The following is an 18,374-nucleotide window of genomic DNA, read 5'->3' as shown; positions in this document are numbered from 1 at the left end:
CGCGTTTTCACGAGTTCAGCAGCCGCTGATGTTGCAAGGCATATTCACGCAAGTATTTCACCGGATACGGCAGGCAAGTGTATTGCCCTTCGCGCACGAAATCAACAGTCATCAACGGCGCCAACTTGGCAAAAAGGCCTGGAAGCAAAAGCATGTCATCTTGGGCAACGAGCTGATACAGCCGCACGGCGCGCGCAACATTGGTTTGCAGCCCTTGCGCCGCGCCGACAAAATAATACCAGTTGTCCATACCGTGGACTTCTTGGGTAAATAGGCCGATGCCGGACAATCCGGCCAGCATGTCACCGTTAATCTTCTGCCGGGCACCAGTCGTCAGCGCAAACCCACCAATGGCATACAGTGCCCGGGACAATTGGCGCATCACGCCTAAGCGGAAGCTCAGTGTTGGATCGGACTTCATCGCCTGACGCAAATCGCCTAAATAGAAACGCTGCGGCAAGCTTTGCACAAGCTTCATCATGGTTTCAAGCTGCGGCAGCGGCTCATCGGTCACTTTAGCCAGTTGGATCAAAGCCTGCGCGACCTCCTGCCGCGTGAGCCGCTTGGTATCACGCCCTGCCTGCAGTAAATCAGCCAAGCGCGTGGTGTCTGGGATCGTTTGCGTATCAGTGCGCATGATTGCACTGTAATGGCCGCGGTATTCGATCACACACGCCACTTGCTGCTGCCAATAATATTTCTTCAGCTGCCCATGCAGCAGTGTTCTCCCCACCCAGGCACATAACGGATCCGCCTGCGCTAAGTGCACCAGATGCGTGGCAAAATGCAATTGCGCATCCGCGGTGACTTGCAACGAGTGAACATACACCTGCGCATCTGGGGCGTCGTGGTGCCATTCGAAAGTATAAAAGGTCATGCCCACCGTTTGGGCAAGCACATCTGGCGCTGGCACAGTTAAATGCTTAGTATACACATCGCGTTTGATCAACAGCTCTTGGGCCAATTTAATCACGCTTGCTTGCAAGGCGGCATCGGCTTGGCTCTTGGTGCGCCAATTCAAATGTCCTTTGTGATCTAAGCGTCCAAACTGTTCAGGTGTGATGTGTTGGATGATCGTGGTCGCATTTCCAACCTGGTAAGCATGATCCAAGTCGTGTTCAACACTTGGCACCGCTTGGATATTCCAGCCAGTCTGCGCCTGTGTGCTGCGTTGAACGGATACGCCTTGCGCTTGGAGCTGGGCACTCGCCTGCATGGCTTGGGCCAGTTCGTCGGCCAATTGATCAGCCAAGTTGCCGCTGCCAAAGATATTCAACTGCTGGCCGACATAACTATCCCACACGGTTGCCGTTGAGGCTAAGCGCGGCTGTTGCAGCTGCAAGAGCTCGGCCATATGCCAATGCGGGACGATTTCAAACAAGCCTTTAAAATGATCATGCAATCCCGCCATGATCTTAGTCGCTAACCCCACCTTAGTGGCTTCAAACTTATCCAATTCTGCTAAGTCCACCCAATCAATGGTGTTGTTGGATTTGCTGTGATTGCCAAGGATAAATACCGGGCCAACCACAGGTGCTAAGTTGTGCACCATGCGCAGGTGCGCTTGATCATACAGATAGGTATCGCTTTGGGCTGGCGGTTCGGTGGTTTCGGCAAAAGTCCTCACAGTGATCTCTAACGCATTCTCCCAATTGACCACCACCCTTGCGGCATAGCGCCAAACCAACCCATTCTGCCAGGACTTGTGCTGTTCTTTGCGCGAAATCAACAGCGTTGGTGTGATGTTGGGCAGCGGCGCAATGGCGCCAAGCTGATTGACCAACAATTGCAATAGGTGGTTGGGAAAGATGTGTTGCTCGCGCATCGTCGCAAGGTGAAGCTGCGTATAGTTCAGCCCTGGCAGCCAAGTATGCGGCAGATCGTTGTATAACAATAAATACTGCAGCTGATGCACTCGGCACAACGCCTGCGGGGACGTGGCTTGCACAAACTGATGAAAGATCGCAAAGTCAGCTTTACTTTGCAGCTTCACCAAAATTAGCCGATACTTCGCCTCGAAAGCTGCTGCGTTAAATTCGTATTCGATGATTGTGTCTCGCAGATAGCCATAATTACTCATTGCAACCACGCTCCGATCTGTTGGAATTGTTCTGGGGTGAGGACCATTTTGCCAGCGGCATTGATCAAGCCGGACACTTCTAAGCAGTTGCCAATTATTTTCACTGTTGGCTTGCCTCCTGGCTGAATCACGTTGATGATCACCGCTTGCCAAGGCTCATCATCGTCTGCCTGTACAAGCGCTAACTTATGCGCCACCCAGGCCCGCTGTGCTTGTGCATCAGTATCTCTAGGCGCTTGATACCAATATTTGAAGTCATACGCAACATGACCACACCAATAATCAAACAACTCATGCTGTGCCAAGTCTGCAAACCGCTTGAGTTGCACACCCCACTGGTGCTCAACGATGAAGCGCCCGGCAAACTCCCCTAACGCCCCGCGATAAAAGTTGCGATATTGCACCGGGTTCAGCAAATACGCGTGTGGTTGCCAAGTCGTGGGAATGTATGCTTCAGCCAAAGCCTCGCGCAAGCCAGGATACGCCAGCAGCGCAGGCAAACCCGCCGCGTCAGAGGAAATCTTTTCGCCATCACCAAAGGACCAGTCAGCCGCATCCCCGTGTGACTGGGCGCAGTAACTCGTGAGCCGCTGAGGATTCGGCAAATATTGCCCGCCTAGCCGCACGCCGATTGGCAACTCATCACGCGTGGGAAAGCGCAGAATCTCCCATCGCAGGCGATCGTATTGATCCGCAGCGTCTTGATTATGCCGCAAGCCGCGTAACAGCCGGTTCAAATCGTGGCGGGTGTCCGCCGTTAAGTTTGCCCAGCGGATCAGCTGCAAGGTTTTCGTATGATCAACCAGCGGTTTGGGGTCTATGGTCAATAAGGCATCCAGTTCCGGACTATGGAAAATCGGGTCGAGGCTGTTTTGTAAATTATCCACTACTGCTTGATGCGCCAACACCCTCAGCTTTGGCATCCGGTTAAAGGTGCGATGCATCCGCCCGAGTGCTTGAACGATCATCCGCGCATAGCTGAACGCGTAACTGCGCGCTGATTTCGACTGCTGCACAGAATCGCCTTTGGCCAAGGCAACAAAATTATCTCTGAGCGTTGTATAGTCGATATCGTTAGCGTCATACAGCCGCTCTAAAGCAATGATCATTTCAATGCCAGCCGCATCCATGGTGAAGACGCCGCTTGGCAAAATATGCGTTACCGGACCTAAATAGATCCCAGCCAAATCAGCCTTGTTTCGTCTGGGATCGTCTGCAGCAGCGGTACTTGGTGCGACGCTGCGCACGCGCTGGGCTTCACCGTCGCCTAAATCATGCTGCAAATCCTGACCCACGCCAATCGTGCTATACGCGCTGAGCAAATAGACGCGCTTGCCAGCAGTGACCAACTGCAAGGCGTCATGTAAACATTGTTCAACCGGCACTTTGGGGGTTGCCGCCACCACGACCAATGCGCAGTCGTCATCGGTTAATGCCGCCTGCAACGTGTCGAAGACTTGCTGCAGAAATGGCTGGTCCAGCTTAGGATAGTGCTGCATTCTCGGCAACGCTTCTTGCAAGCCCAAGAAGCTGGTCATATCCGAATCACCTAAGAAGACGATGAAACTGTCGATCAAGGCCAGATAGCGGTTGCGAAAATATTCAGCAGGTTCATCGATTAAGTTGAGTTGGACTTCAAGCGCGGCCTCTAACGCAGTAAAGTCCCCTGACGCTTCAGGATAGCGCGCCTGCACCGCATCGGTGATGCTGTCCGCCCAGCCTGCCTGCTCTGCTTGGACTTTCACCTTGGCTGCGGCATATCGCGGGGCCAGATCCAGCGCCTTAAGCGTGTCTGGCGACATCAGTTGGTTGCCTTCAATCATGTGCGCGCCTAATTGCGCCTTGAGGTAGTCCAAATCATAGTTATCCAACACTGAGGGCATGGTGGCCGTGGCGGACAGGCCCAACACCTTGGCTTGGTTAAGCACCGCCAATAAATAGCGTTCCGGCGTCATTTGTAAGAATGCCGCCGTGATATTGGTGCGCAAATCGTGACTATCGGCATCAGTCAAGCTAAACACACTCAAGCCTTCATCTTGATAGCGCCACTGTCGCGCAGTCGGCGCCTGATGGAAAGGCACTGGCCAAGCCTGGCCAATCGTCAATAATGTCTTGATCTGATCAGCTGCAAATCCCAGCGCATCATATCACGATGATGCCGCATCTTGAGGGGTCAACGAAGGCGCCGCTTGGGCATACCACTGGCTTTGGGCGGTGATGAAGTTGACGAAGCGGCGAATGAAGCGCGCCAACTGAATCAGCATCGTTTGAAAATGCAACCCCGCGTGATCCAGTTGATCGAATTGATCAAGCAGCACCACGTTCTCTGCTTCAGCCACATGCGCCTGCCAGCGCTTATTGGCAGACACAATGGTGCGTTGCGGCGTGTTGATCACAAACCCAGTCTCAATCAGCGGCTGGGCGGTTTTGTACAGCAGATCCAAATGGTACTGCTTTAACAACTTGGCGGCTTGTTGTTGCAGTTTCTTTAACCGAGCTTCAGCTTCGAAGCGCTCGCGCACCGTGATGGGCAAAGCCGCGACGTTGTTTAAAGCCGCTTGGATGCGGTGAAACAAGCGCACCAAGTCGATCTTGAGCTTCAAGGCATCTTTGATTTCTTGCTCCTGCAAGGTTTCCTTGGTCGCATCAAACTCATCTAATACCACCAAGCTGTTTTTCAACAGCGGCGAATCGAGAAAGCGCTGAGTGGTTTGGGCAAAAAACGGCTGATAGGTCGAGATGAACTTGTTGGTGGTCAGAATGTACAACTGACGCGTTTGCAAGTCAATTGTCGGATACACCCGATCGAACCACGGTCCGATCTTACTGTCATCTTCGCGCACCCACTGCTGTACTGCGGCGATCCCGGCGTCATCTAACGGCAGCGTTTGCCCAGCGCGCGCCGCCAGATCTACTGTCAACGCCTGGCGCAACGCCGCTTCACTTGTCTGCAGCGCCTGATAGGCTGCATTGACCCCGGACTGCTGCGCATTAGCATAATGATAAATTTGCAGTTGAAACCGCAACGCTTTCAACAAGTCAGCAACAGCCGGTGTCTGCAAGACCTTCGGCAGCGGATCCTTATTCAACAGCTCGTCCACCGTATCGACCAGCCCGTGCAACACCGCCGCGTGCTGATAGAATGCCGCTTTATCGCCCCAGGCTTGGATAAAATCTGGGACTTTCAGGTTCTTCTTCTGATCAGAAACGAACCACGCACGAAAATGCGGATCTTTGCGGCAACGGACACACAAGACATGAATGATGGCATAAGTTTTCCCGCTGCCAGTTGGTGCATTCAACAACATTAACTGACGCGGACTTTGCATGAGTTGTTCCACAAGGTGATCGATTGCTTCTGGTTGCATAGCTGGCCTCCAAGGATTTTTGGCTACCGTATGCGATAGCACGGCAAGCGTGCGCCGGAATAAAAACAATGTCAATATCAACGCCGACTATTCCAAAATTGCTCTGAAAAATATCATTATTCATGCATTATCTGCATATTCATTCACTTCTAGGCAACATAAAGTGTTTTCATAGTTTGTTAAGGATAAACTTGAATTTTCACTATAAAAAACCGCCAAGATCCGCAAGATTTCAGCCACTAGTACTGAACCGGAAAATAATAACTGCGGGATATCTGCCAATATCACGAAAGTTAACATAACATCGACACGCTGCAGTTGCCGAATAAGCCATCAAACCAGTTATAAAAAGTTCCCGCCAGCTCACAAATCCCGCCACTGCGTGCTTTTGCAGCTAGCGACACAGCAGAGACAACTCTCATCAGACATATAGTACACATTTATAATTTTTTCTGAGGTAACACCGTCACCACGCGTTGATCACTCGCGAAGATAAAGCCGCCTTAATGCGACAGCAGAGACAGTTGCCAATCGCCATCACCGGCTTCACTGACATCCCCTGCTGCGCAATCCCTCTCCCGAACCCGACAACGTAGGCCAGGGGTTGCGCAGGTGCACGGGGCAAGCAATGGTCAGGCCGTGAAACGATCAGCAGCGCAAGACAAGCGGGCTGTGCTTGGCTCGCGTTGCTGATCGCGGCAACTTTTGAGATTTGCAAGGCGAGCCGCAGGCGAGCGCAAAGCTCAAAAGTTAGGCGTAAAACCCGCGCTTTTTGCGGGGTTGAAGCCGGCCGCACCGCCTGCGCCATTGCTTGCCCCGCGCACCGAAGCAACACCTGGCCGGCCGCTACACGACAAAAAAAGCCTTCCACCCATACGGATGAAAGGCCACATTTAAAAAATCAGTTGTTATCATGAACCACATACCCAGTACCATTTTGTCCGCTCCAGTTGAAGTTCGGGTTCAACTTATTCTGGCGGGTTTCTTCGTTAGCCACAGTTTCATGGCCTAAGCCTAAGTTGCCGCGGATGGTATCGGAAATGCGTTGCAATTCTTTGGTCGAGGCGACTTGATAAGAAGCATTCAAGATATTGGCGCCAACGCCTTGCAAGTGATCTTGCTCAACGTTGTTCGCCGCGGTGCGATAATTGCTGAAAATCGACACCATATCGTTAAAGCTCAAGTTGGTGCGCAAGTTGCTTTCCACTGAACTTAACAACGTCTTGAAGTTGGCCAGCGATTGAAATGACGGGGCGGCCTTTAAAATCGACATGATGATCTGCTGCTGCCGGGCTTGGCGGCCATAGTCGTTGTTTGGATCGTCATAACGCATGCGGCTGTATGCCAACGCTTTGGCGCCATCCATGTGGGTCTTTTGGCCCTTTGTGAAGGTGTAATTGTCGATCTTAAAGCTCAACGTCGGCGTCACATCCACGCCGCCTACTGCATCAACAACTTTGGTCAAGCCGCCCATGTTCACCAGTGCGTAGTAATTCAGCGGCACATTGATCAAGCTGGACACCGAATCAATGGTCATATCCGCGCCGCCGATTGAATACGCCGCGTTGATCTTTTGGATCTCGGTGCCGGATTCGCCGATCATTTGCGCCATGGTATCACGCGGGATCGAAGTCATGGTCGTTTTCTTCATCTCGGGATTCAAGGTGATGACGATGATCGTATCGGTGCGCCCGCGCTTTTCCGTGCGGCCCAAGTCGCCAGTATCCGTCCCTAACAGCAGAATCGAAATCGGTTTCTTGTATTTAAGACTGGAGCCGTCGTCGCCTTGCTTCTTAAGCGGCGTGTATGTTTTGTCCACGGTATTGTGGACGCTAGAATATAAGTAGTACCCGTAGCCGCCGATGGCCACCAGCAAGACTAAGACGATGCCGATGATCCAGCGCATCACTGGATGCTTCTTCTTGTTGCTTGTGTGATGATGACGGTGATGTTGATGATGATGTACGTGTTCTTCTGGCATGCCAGTGCTAACCCCCAATGGCTTATTCAGTACTGCCTTAACATTCTAACAAATCCCCACGCCAAAGACGTGTTTGACTTCAAACTGCAACAATTACGACAGCTTCTTGGCCAAATCGAGAATGTAAGCTTTCAGCTGATCTTTGACTTCCGGATGAGTCAAGCCATATTCGATGGTGGTTTGCACAAAGCCGAACTTATTGCCGACATCAAAGCGCTGCCCTTTGAACTCATGGGCAAAAACGCGCTGCGTCTGGTTCAGCTTATCAATGGCATCGGTCAATTGCACCTCACCGCCCAGGCCTGGCTTAGTGTTATCCAGAATGTCAAAAATCTCCGGCGTCAACAAGTAGCGCCCGATGATCGCCAAGTCTGATGGCGCATCTTTGACGGCAGGCTTTTCCACGAACTTGCGCACGTTGAACAAACCAGGTGCCACTTCAGATTCAGGATCGATCACCCCATAAGCCGACACTTCTTTATGCGGTACCTTCTTAACGGCTAAGATCGACGCATGCGTCTTGTCGTATTCGCTGATCAATTGCTGCGTTAACGGCACCTTGTCTTCCATCAAGTCGTCGCCTAACATCACCACGAAAGGTTCGCCAGCGATGAAGGACTTGGCCAAGCGCACCGCGTCACCTAAGCCTTTAGGATAAGCTTGCCGCACATAGAAAAGGTTCACGCCGATATCGGTGGTGTCATGCACCAGCTTCAACAAGCCGGTTTTCTTCTTGGCTTGCAAGTTCTGTTCCAATTCCGGTGCGGAATCGAAATGGTCTTCAATGGAGCGCTTGTTTTTGCCTTCGATGATCAGAATGTCTTCGATGCCGGAAGCCTTGGCTTCTTCCACGATAAATTGAATGGTCGGCTTATCAACGATCGGCAACATTTCCTTGGCCAACGCCTTAGTGGCAGGCAAGAAACGGGTCCCTAACCCAGCGGCTGGGATCACGGCTTTACGAACTTTAGTCATAATTTAATTAACTCCTTGTTGGATAATTGATTGACTTACTAAGTATATACCCATTCATTAGGGTCCAGACTGCGGGTCTTGCGGCAAAGCACGCGAAATTCTGTTAGCATCTGCCAATTCACCAGGGCCGGGTTTTGGCGTGGTGTGGGGTCAGCCAGGTGGTCAGGCCGTGAACCGATCAGCAAAGTGAGCCAAGCGAGTTGTGCTTGGCTCGCTTTGCTGATCGCGGCAAGTTTAGCGACTCGTGCTGAGCACAGCGAGGCGAGGCGCTAAACTTAGGCGTAAGCCGCGCTTTTCGCGGCTGAAGCCGGCCGCACCGCCTGCGCCGCCTAGCTGACCCCGCGCCGCGCCAAAACCCGGCCCGGCCTAACTGTAAAATCAGCCGGCTCCCGATTTCCGAAAGCCGGCTGGCTATGTATCAATATGCGCCGTTTGGGCGAATGACGATCACGAAGGTTTTAAGCAAAATCGCCAAGTCTGTCTTGATGCACGCGGAGTTGATGTATTGAATATCCAACTGCACCATTTCGTCAAAGCCCACATCGCTGCGGCCTGACACCTGCCACAACCCGGTTGCGCCAGGCACCACGGCTAAACGCTGCTTATCATACGCGGTGTAAGTCGCAAGCTCGCGCGGCAACGGCGGCCGCGGGCCCACCAAGCTCATGTCGCCCACCAAGACATTGAACAGCTGCGGCAATTCGTCGATGCTGTACTTGCGGATCACGCGGCCGATCTTGGTGATGCGCGGATCGTCTTTGATCTTGAACATGGCGCCGGTGACATCATTTTGGGCCACCAGCTTGTCGACGAGCTTATCGGCGTTTGCGATCATTGAACGAAACTTCCACATGCGGAATTTCTTTCCATTGAGCCCCACCCGCGTTTGCGAATAAAATACCGGGCCTGCCGGGTCGTCAAGCTTGATGATCAAACCAATAATGGCAAAAGGAATCGCCAGCAAGATCAAGCCGCAAGCACTGGCAATAATGTCAAAAAGCCGCTTCGTCGCTAAATATGTTGCGGATAACTGTTCTGGTGCTGCTTTGATCCGTGGATGTGCATGAGTAGTTTGTTCCAACATAAGTCCCCCCGAACTATGTTTTGCGCTAAGTAAGCCGCAAGTCTTAGTTTAACGGAATCTTAACCAAATATCAACGCAAAACCCTCATTATTCGTGAATTAGTATCACGTATCCATTCCTTAGCCGGCTTATGCAATAACATATCGCATAAATTTTATTCTTATTAGTTGTTAAGCAAGCGGTTACCAACCGCTTGCTAGTGCTATTCTGTGTGATTAATTGTGGGTATCTGCCGCAAGGACACCGCAGCTTGAAAGCGGTGTACAATGACCCTATCTTGACTCGGGAGGAAGAAACAATGCAATCTTTATATCACACTTATGTCGCAAACGAAACCGGCTTGCCTGGCACCAGCTATGTCTCAAGCCCTGAAGGTTTAAGCTTAGGCGTCTCATCGCCGTTAACTGACGAACCTGGGACCAATCCGGAACAATTGATTGGCTTGGCCTTGGCCACTTGCTTAAACGCCACCTTGCGTATCAACGAAGCCAATCGCCATGAACCTGTCGACGCGGCGGTGCGCGTGCGCGTTGACATGGCCCATGACACAGAAGGCTATCAATTCTTCTTACACGCAGAAGTGCACCTGCCAAAGCACAACCGCCAGTCTGCTGAAGCGATGCTGGCACTGGCTGAACGCCGCTGCCCGGTAGCCAAGCTCGTTGGGCCAAGCGCCAATGTCACCATCGAATTGGTCGATGAATTCACCCCCCAAGCATAAGCGCACCCACCCCTATCAGTTGCAAGCGCTTGCGTCAACTTGTTACACTGAAATTATGGCAAAGATCAGTTGCCGGCACGAGTAAATAATGATAGGAGCGATTTTTCATGCAAGAACCGACGCGCCTTCGCGCTTTGACGCAAGCGCCGATCAACTTGATGTTTGTGATCGATGAACAAATGGTCCTGCAAGCGTTGAAGCTGCTTAACACCATCATCGCCCACAACCGCCACGAACCCTTAGCGCTGTATATTGTGTGCGATCACGTCTCATGGCGCTGGCGGCAAATATTCAAACAAGCCGTCGCAAATCTTCCACAAATCACCTTGCACCTGGTGACGCCGCACATGGCCTTGCCCAAGAATCTTGCCACCAGTTATCGCATCCCCCATACCGCCTATTACCGCATCTATGTTGATCAGCTGTTGGCAAGCTTGCCGGTGAACCGCATCTTGTACTTGGATGTGGATATGATCAACGTCGGCGCATTGCGGCCGCTCTATGAAACTGATCTAGGCCACAACGTGATCGGTGCGGTGGCTGATGGCGGCGACTTGGGGCGTTTTGCCCAGATGGACTTGGCGCATGTGCCCAATACCCGCTATTTCAACTCGGGGGTGCTGCTTATCGATGTCGATAAGTGGCGCGATGCGCAAATCGCCACGCAGGTGTTGACTTACGCCCAAGACTTCGCCGACCGCTGCAAATACCACGACCAAGACGCGCTCAATGCGATCTTGCACAGCAGTTGGCAAGAATTGCACCCGCGCTACAACGCGCAAACCAACATCATGTTAGGCGACACCACGCGCTATGATTTGCAAACGCTGCAAGCAGTCCGCAAGCAGCCGGTGCTGGTACACTTCTGCGGGCGCAAGAAGCCTTGGCGCGCAGATTTCCCGCATCAAGCATTGCAGGCGCTGTATTATCAAGCGTAACGCCATCTGCTACCGTCTGTTACCCAACTCATTAAGAAAAGGAGTTTTTAAATGTCTGCAACTAAGCAATCAAATCTCAGCATTGCCATGGATCCGAAATTACAGAAACAATTGTTAAGCGAACTGGACGCTTTAGGCATCGATATTGCCACATTCATGAACATGGCTGCCAAGCAAGTGATTCGCCATCACGGGCTGCCTTTTGAAGTGACCAGCCGGCCGATTCCACTTGAGCGCGTTGTGACCCGCGTTGAAGCAGGCCATGTGATCCACCACAGTGCAGGCGGCCACGACTTGCAAGAAACACAAAGCGCTGATGCCTAATTGGCCGCCCCTCAGACGATAAAGCGCCTGGTACAAGTTTTCCTTGTAGGAAGCTTGTGAAGTGCAATAGAAAAGTTAGCCAAATTCGCTTTTGCATTAAGCAACCATGGCTTGTTCCCGGTATTCCACTGGGGTCAAGCCATTTTTGTTGCTTGAGCTTCTGACATGATTAAAGTCGCTTCAGAATGCGTTTCGAGCACCCGATAAACACTGCCATCTCTATGAGTAGGGCAGCAAAAAGGCGCTGGTCCATCAGCACCAACGCCTGTAGCAGTTTGCAAAGCGGTGTTTATCACCGATCCAGCCTGGAATCGCTTTGTCGCAACTGTGGCTTGAGTCTTATCGTTTTTGCGTCTTCATTGGCACTTTCTATTGGTTTCGAAAGTTCTCTCAATCGTTCGTTCTCACTGGGTAAAAGATCCAGCATTCGATTCAAGGCGGCGGTACGTTCTTCTTTATTAGAAGCAATGTAGTACCTCATCGATCCAACCGTAAAGTCAACTCGGTCCAAATCGTTGAATGGTAAAACAAGATAATTCTCACTTTCAAGAGCGCCCAATGCTGCGTTAGCGGCGATTAAAGCCGTCCGCTTATTTCCATCCTGAAACGGTTGGAGTTTTGCTAATTCAGCAAACACCGTCCAAGCATCTCGTTCAGTTTTGGCAGAGTTATTAAACTGTTCAACTATCTCATCAATATCAGCTCGTGTTACGATTTCTTTGGGCGTGTAGTACTCGTGACTTTTTTTATCAATAACAATTCCAATACGGTCATCTTCATTGTAATACGCATTTCGAAGGTGCCCAGGCATTGAGGGTTGTTCATCTGACGGCGAATCGAATTGTTTGTTGATTGCAATTATGCCGTCGGTTGAAAATCCAGCTTTCTTGATTGCATCAATACCCTTCAGCGAATCTTTAAATATCGCAATATCGTCGTTATTCTGGCGAAGGTGTTTCGTGGAATGTGTGTCCAACGCTTTCTTCGTTTGCAACACACTACTGCCATAATCGTTTAAGCTCCCTAAGGAAGTAATAAACCTTGCCAATGCAGTGTTATCTGTAGATTCGGTACCAGCCATTAGTTCATACCCCCTAACGTTTCAAGTGCCATCAGTGTACACCAACAGTACTACAGGTTACCGTTACTTTTCAATGAGTGAGAAAGAGGTCAGCAATCCAGTCCGTTGTAGGATGCACTTTGCGAAAAACTGCGTCGGATTATGCCGGGGGGTATATTTCAGCCTTGTAAACTCAGCTTGCTGACTTGCGCATGCATCAGCGCCTGCAAGGCTCTGGCGCGCTCAAGGGCAAGCGATGTGTGCTTGGCGCGATCGCTTAAATATACCGACAACAGCCCTTCAACTGCCGCTTGGTCTGACGCCGTGGTGTTGGCCAGTTGTTTGCGCAACGCGGCACTCAACGCCTCATCTGTCCAATGCAGCGGCGTAAGCAAAGCGTTGGCATAAATGTCATCGATCACTGAAAGCGACAATTGGATTACCGCATCATGGGCGCCGGCAAACCCGGCCACGTCCCACACCCGATCCAAGTCGCGCTTGGCTTGTTCATGCACCTTGCCGGCGGTTTGCTTGGACCACTGGCGCTTGCCCACGGCTTCAACATGCGGCAATTGCCCGCGCGCCGCCAGCGCTGACTTGACGGTATCAACGATTGTTTGCGCAGCTTGGCCAGACAAAATATCCGCCTGCAAGAACTCGGCAAAAGCCGCCAGCGCCTCAGCAAAAGCAGCCTCGTCAACTTCATAATCAGCCGGTTGCGTCGCCGCAATGCTTTGGCGCAGCGCTTGGGCCTCCCAATTGTCAAACGGCCCGTGATCACCTGCCACCCAAGCATCATAGAACGCCCGCAGCGCGCCAACTGTCGCCTCAAGGCCCAGCTTCTGCGTCAGCTGCTCGCCTTGCTTGCTGGTGTAGAAGGCGTAATATACCGCCGGAATTTCCGGATCAGCTGGGGCAAATTCATCCAGCCGATCAGACAACAGCTTCATCACCTCAGCAAGCGGCGCCTGCAAGTGGTTAGTGCGCGCAAGCATCCGCGCCACCTGGGCATCCATGGCCAAAGTCATCGGCACCGTATCAGCATCGACTTGCGGATCGATTTGTTCCTCAACGGCTTGCTGCCAATCAGCGACCGTCCAGCGCTCGATTGGCTGATGCTTGGCAATCAACAAGCCCACCAAATCGATTTGCACATTCACATCACTGACTTGAGTCAAGGCTTGGCGCTCGTCGGACTGCAAGAAAGCGTCAATCAGGACTTGTTGGTCTGTGGTTAATGCCGCCACCAGCCCCTTGGTCATTTGATCCAAGCCATCGTCTGAATCAGGATCGGTGAATTCTTGATCTGCCGCCCAAATCGCCAACACGTCATTGATGCCTTGCCGCGAATAAGGCTGTGCCGCAGCTTGGTCCAACTCGCCAAAACCAGCCCCGGCGCCAGCCAAGCACTGCGGCGCAACCGGTTGCTCAGCCATCTTCACTTGGTTAATGCGCACCTGCCATTGGCCATACACATAATCCACCGCGCCATCGGCTAAATCATCGCGCAACAAATACAAATCAGCGTCGTCATGCGCATCATCTTCAGGATCTTCACCCGCATAATCGAAGTGCACATACGAAAAATCCGAAGCGATTTCCGGCACAAAAGCAAAAGGCTGCAGATTCTGCCAGCCATACGCGATTTGCAAAATCGCATGCAGCTGTTCATAAGTGGTGTTAAGCGGCACCGCTATGCGCCGCCAAGTCAGGGGTTTGTAATGTGAAAGCGTGGTTTTGATGATCAAGGCTTCTGCCATAAGCAGCCTCCAGAAAGATTTTGCTTTAGTATACCATGGGCCAAGGCACCAAAGACAGCAGCAGCTATGTGAGAATCATTGACAGCAAAGGCACTCAGTCGAGTGCCTTTGCTGTCAACGATTCTTCTTTATCAACGTTACAACCGACTAGTCCGCAGCTTCTTCAAACGGTACTAATTGCGAACGAGATCTTGCCTCAGGATAAGTATTGCCATTGCGGCGCTTTGTCATCCGGATCACAACCTGATAATGGCGTGATCGAGCTGAATCATAACAGTAAAGGGGCTTGTTGTCAGCTGCAGACTTAGGAATTTTCCACATTATCGTTCTCTTATTATATGGCAGTGGCATCCCATCACCTTGTCCATCAGAAGGCTCCGTGCGCACCTTACATAACCTGTGCGACCGGTTGACAACAAGTACTTCGATGGTATCCTTTGCCAGATGGGCCTCCCAGTCTAACTCCTGCCCCCACTGCTCTTTTTCAAATGGATCCTTCTGGGTATGTAAATCCGCCACCAAGTTTTTCGCGGCAGGATTGTCATGCAACACGACTTGATAGTGACGCTGACTCACGGCATCGTAGAAGTACCAGTCCATTTCATCTGTGGAACCTGAATGGGAATTTTTGGGAATGCGACCACGCAGCATACTGCCAAATCGCCACAATACCTCAGTCGATTGTGGCGCAACTGCACGATCCATCTGAAAATAGTCAGCTCTTGCATCTTTGACAACTTCGCTAGTGGACCATTTCTTATTCCCGAAAATATCGTCACGTACTTCAGTCACCAGTGGTGAAGTCGTGTTCTGTAAGATCACCGAATTACCTTCACTATTATTAATGGCCACTAGTTCATATCCTGAATAACGCTGACCATCCTCATCACTTTCCACACTTTTGAGCACCACACGCAACTCTGAATCACGCTGCTGCTTAAATTGCCGATGTGAGAAGTATACGGCTACTACCGCCAACGCAGATGTGGCAACCATATTCAGCCAATCTGCAACACTGCCTAAGTCCATGTGCCAATCCTCCAGATTTTGATTATAGCTATCATACAATTTAAGCGTTATCACGACAAGGCAAATTCATCACATTAGTATAAAAAAACCGTCCCCTTCTTCAGGAGACAGTATGTTTAGCTACCTATTTGATGCTTCGCTGCTTGCTTGATCATTTCCAGCACGACTTGCTCCGGTACCTGCAGCTGCTTAGTATGACTTAACATATTCACAAACATGATATCAATAGTCGCCGTCATCGGCGCTGCATCGCCTTGTTGGCCCAACTGCTGATCGATTGCTGCTTGCCAATCGGCTTGCGTCCATTGATCAAGCGGCTTGGCATTAGCCTGCAAGAGATCCGTCAAGTCCAAATCGATCAACACATCCGGCACTTCAGCATGTGCTTCACGTTCCGGCGCTTGCATGAACTGCAAGACCAGCGCTTGTTGCGCTTCTGGCAGGATATCCGCGAAGTTGCCGTCATCATCGAAGTCATCTGCCAATTCGCCGAAAACCTCGCCTGCCGCCCAACTGCTCAACGCCGCATTGATGCCGCTGATGGTTGTGCTTGCCGGCGTCGCGCCGTCTCCGCGCATGGCCAAGCACACCGGCGCAACCGCAACGTCTTGCACGGCAATTTGATGCACCCGCAACTGCTGCTGCCCACAAGTGTACTGCACCGACGCATCTGCCAACTCATCGCGAATCGCAGTCATCCCAGCGTCTTGCGCGTGTTCCAAGTCGTCACTGCCGTCATAGGCATAATGCACATATTTAACGTTAGGGTCACTGGGCAAAGCAAATGCCCATTGCGAGTTCTCTGCCCAGCCAAAAGCCAGCTGGATCATCGTGCTTAATTGTTCATAGTCTGATTCTGTCGGCACCGCCAAGCGCCGCGCATATTCTGGCTGGTGGTCGATTGTAATGTTTAGGATCAATGCTTCTACCATAGTTTCACCTCACCTGCAGTATAGCACCCGCCTACTCAACGGCTTTGGCCTTCTTCAACGCTGTCGTGATTTTCACCGGCGTGCCGGCTTTGCGCAAGTCGTGGTATTCAGCCGTGGCAGTGAACAACAAGTCAGACGCGGAGTTAACCGCCGTTTCCACTGAGTCTTGGATCACGCCGATAATGAAGCCGATGCCAACCACTTGCATGGCGATGTCATTGGATATGCCAAACAAGCTGGCCGCCATGGGAATGATCAACAAGCTGCCGCCAGCGATGCCAGACACGCCAGTCGACGCCAGCGCACTCATGAAGCACAACAACAGCGCCAGCGGGAAGGACACTTGAATGCCCAAGGTGAAACACGCCGCCAGCGTCATGATCGAAATCGTGATCGCCGCGCCGCCGGAATTGGCCGAACCGCCTAAGGGGATAGAAATCGCATAAGACTTCTCATTCAACCCCAAGTCCGCGCAGGCTTTGAGATTAATGGGAATATTCACCGCCCCGCTGCGCGTGAAAAACGCTGGGATCCCAGAAACTTTCAGCGTCCACAAGGTCAAAGGATATGGGTTCTGCCCAGTCATCGCCCACACCATCGCCGGATACACGATCAAGTAGACAAACGCCATCGTCCCCACCAACAAGGCGACCAGCTGGCCGTATTTCAACACGCCGGAGAAGCCGGTTTGGCTGATGGTGGTGAACAACAAGCCCACGATCCCTACCGGCGCGAATTCAATGATCAACTGCGCCACGCTTTGGATCGCGTCAGTGAGATCTTGCAAGACACTTTTGGTCGCCGCATTGGCGCGCTGCAACGCCGCGCCGATCATCAGCGCCCAAAACAAAATCGCCAAGTAATTCCCTGCTGTGATTGCCTGCACCGGATTGGTCACCGCGCCCACCAGCAAGCTTTGAATCACCGAGCCCAGGTCTTTAGGCGCGTGCTGCGCCACTTGGGCCCCTTGGGGAAACACCAGGTGCACTTTGAAAATGAAGCTGGCGATCACCGCCGCCACCGCCGAGAGAAAAGTCGCGGACAGATACAACTCGATGACCGCGCCAAAATGCGTCTTGCTGCCGGATTCATAGCGCGCAATGGCTGACATGATCAAAAAGAACACCAACAGCGGCGCAATGCCTTTAAGCGCACCGATGAACAAGTCCCCAAACAAACCGATGAAAGTCCACTTCGGGACTAAGACGCCAAGCAGGGCGCCGAGAATGAGGCCGATGATGATGCGTAAGATCAAGCTGATAGAACGATATCGTTTAAACATGGCAGATGCTTCCTTGTGAGAGATTGAGCGGATAAGTCGCTAGCGATATTATACACGACCAAACCCGCTGCACCTAATCAAAATTTAATCTTCAGTTGGGAAGGGCCGGACTGGTTTTGCTGCGCGCCGCGGGCCAGCAGGTTGGCGCAGGCAGTGCGGCCGGCTGCAACCACGCTGCGCTTAGCCACAATTTAATCCTTAGTGGCGTGGGGCCGGACTGGTTTCGCTGCGCGCCGTGGGCCAGCGGGTTGGCGCAGGCGGTGCGGCCGGCTGCAACCACGCAAAGAGCGCGTGTTTTCCGCCTAAGAATCGAGCCAGGCGTTCGCTGCGCTCACCTTTGCCTGTCTCGATTCTTGCCGCGATCAGCAGCGCAAGCCAAGCAAAGTGCGCTTGTCTTGTACTGCTGATCGTTTCACGGCCTGACCAACCCGCTGGCCCACAACGCTCCGCAAAACCAGTCCTCCTTTATTCAAACAGTTGACAATTTGGCGCGACACCAGTTGCTTTGACGCAATCGGACGATGAAACGTCATTTCATAAAAACTTCGTCGCTGTCACCACAATTCTCACCGAGTTTTATATCATGTGCCAACATAAGTAGATAGCCTGACACGCATCACTTCATCGTATGCTTACCAGCATTGCGCCTGAAACAACATGAGGAGGAAACGGGATCTGGTGGCCACATTGTGCGGAGGTCAGATGGCGTCAGGGGTGTCGTTGTTCTTAGCACCGAAGCGCAACGCGCGCAGGCGCTTAGAACAAGGCGTGCAGCAGAGATCCACTCGACAAGCGTAGCGAAGCGGAGTTGTCGAGTTAGCTCTGCTGCCGCCCACCCCG

At 52.0% G+C, this 18,374-nt stretch carries 14 protein-coding genes; 3 read left to right on the top strand and 11 right to left on the bottom strand.

Annotation, left to right across the window (positions count from 1 at the left end; genetic code table 11):
• Positions 1–7: 7 nt before the first annotated feature.
• The 6 genes from ACGG90_RS09780 to ACGG90_RS09755 form a co-directional block, all read right to left on the bottom strand.
• Positions 8–2,080 carry a hypothetical protein gene (locus ACGG90_RS09780; RefSeq protein WP_390408951.1) on the bottom strand — a complete coding sequence of 691 codons (2,073 nt, stop codon included), beginning with the start codon at positions 2,078–2,080 and terminating at the stop codon, positions 8–10.
• Positions 2,077–4,185: a hypothetical protein gene (locus ACGG90_RS09775; protein WP_390408949.1), complete on the bottom strand. Its 2,109-nt coding sequence runs from the start codon at positions 4,183–4,185 to the stop codon at positions 2,077–2,079. The genes ACGG90_RS09780 and ACGG90_RS09775 overlap by 4 nt, the downstream gene beginning before the upstream one ends.
• A gap of 42 nt (positions 4,186–4,227) precedes the next feature.
• A complete protein-coding gene (locus tag ACGG90_RS09770; RefSeq protein WP_390408946.1) occupies positions 4,228–5,448 on the bottom strand; it encodes a hypothetical protein in 1,221 nt (406 codons plus the stop codon).
• Between the two features lie 901 nt (positions 5,449–6,349).
• Positions 6,350–7,429 carry an LCP family glycopolymer transferase gene (locus ACGG90_RS09765; RefSeq protein ID WP_390408943.1) on the bottom strand — a complete coding sequence of 360 codons (1,080 nt, stop codon included), beginning with the start codon at positions 7,427–7,429 and terminating at the stop codon, positions 6,350–6,352.
• Between the two features lie 93 nt (positions 7,430–7,522).
• Entirely contained in the window at positions 7,523–8,404 is an 882-nt protein-coding gene (gene galU / locus ACGG90_RS09760) for a UTP--glucose-1-phosphate uridylyltransferase GalU (RefSeq protein ID WP_390408941.1), read from the bottom strand.
• 418 nt (positions 8,405–8,822) lie between these two features.
• On the bottom strand, positions 8,823–9,488 hold the full coding sequence (locus ACGG90_RS09755; protein ID WP_390408938.1) for a sugar transferase: 666 nt from the start codon (positions 9,486–9,488) through the stop codon (positions 8,823–8,825).
• A 298-nt stretch (positions 9,489–9,786) separates the two neighbouring features.
• Here ACGG90_RS09755 and ACGG90_RS09750 point away from each other — a divergent pair, with 298 nt between their 5' ends.
• From ACGG90_RS09750 to ACGG90_RS09740, 3 genes are all read left to right on the top strand, one after another.
• Positions 9,787–10,209: an OsmC family protein gene (locus ACGG90_RS09750; RefSeq protein WP_390408936.1), complete on the top strand. Its 423-nt coding sequence runs from the start codon at positions 9,787–9,789 to the stop codon at positions 10,207–10,209.
• A gap of 107 nt (positions 10,210–10,316) precedes the next feature.
• A complete protein-coding gene (locus ACGG90_RS09745) occupies positions 10,317–11,147 on the top strand; it encodes a glycosyltransferase family 8 protein (protein ID WP_390408933.1) in 831 nt (276 codons plus the stop codon).
• A gap of 51 nt (positions 11,148–11,198) precedes the next feature.
• Positions 11,199–11,471 (top strand): type II toxin-antitoxin system RelB/DinJ family antitoxin, encoded by a 273-nt coding sequence (locus ACGG90_RS09740; protein ID WP_390408931.1) that lies wholly within the window; start codon positions 11,199–11,201, stop codon positions 11,469–11,471.
• 292 nt (positions 11,472–11,763) lie between these two features.
• Here ACGG90_RS09740 and ACGG90_RS09735 read toward each other — a convergent pair whose 3' ends face one another.
• The 5 genes from ACGG90_RS09735 to sstT form a co-directional block, all read right to left on the bottom strand.
• Positions 11,764–12,552 carry a Fic family protein gene (locus ACGG90_RS09735; protein WP_390408928.1) on the bottom strand — a complete coding sequence of 263 codons (789 nt, stop codon included), beginning with the start codon at positions 12,550–12,552 and terminating at the stop codon, positions 11,764–11,766.
• Positions 12,553–12,710: 158 nt separating this feature from the next.
• The gene (locus ACGG90_RS09730) at positions 12,711–14,291 is read right to left on the bottom strand and encodes an IS1096 element passenger TnpR family protein (protein ID WP_390408925.1); all 1,581 of its coding nucleotides are present in this window, start codon (positions 14,289–14,291) and stop codon (positions 12,711–12,713) included.
• Between the two features lie 147 nt (positions 14,292–14,438).
• Positions 14,439–15,320: a hypothetical protein gene (locus ACGG90_RS09725; RefSeq protein WP_390408923.1), complete on the bottom strand. Its 882-nt coding sequence runs from the start codon at positions 15,318–15,320 to the stop codon at positions 14,439–14,441.
• A 116-nt stretch (positions 15,321–15,436) separates the two neighbouring features.
• Positions 15,437–16,252, bottom strand: coding sequence for an IS1096 element passenger TnpR family protein (locus tag ACGG90_RS09720; protein WP_390408920.1), 816 nt, complete (start codon positions 16,250–16,252; stop codon positions 15,437–15,439).
• 31 nt (positions 16,253–16,283) lie between these two features.
• Positions 16,284–17,534 (bottom strand): serine/threonine transporter SstT, encoded by a 1,251-nt coding sequence (gene sstT / locus ACGG90_RS09715; protein WP_390408918.1) that lies wholly within the window; start codon positions 17,532–17,534, stop codon positions 16,284–16,286.
• Positions 17,535–18,374: the final 840 nt, after the last annotated feature.

The sequence above is a fragment of the Lacticaseibacillus jixiensis genome (assembly GCF_042847315.1).
GTDB lineage: Bacteria > Bacillota > Bacilli > Lactobacillales > Lactobacillaceae > Lacticaseibacillus > Lacticaseibacillus jixiensis.
Note: the sequence above shows the minus strand (reverse complement) of the source record. Positions and strands in the feature narration are given on the sequence as shown.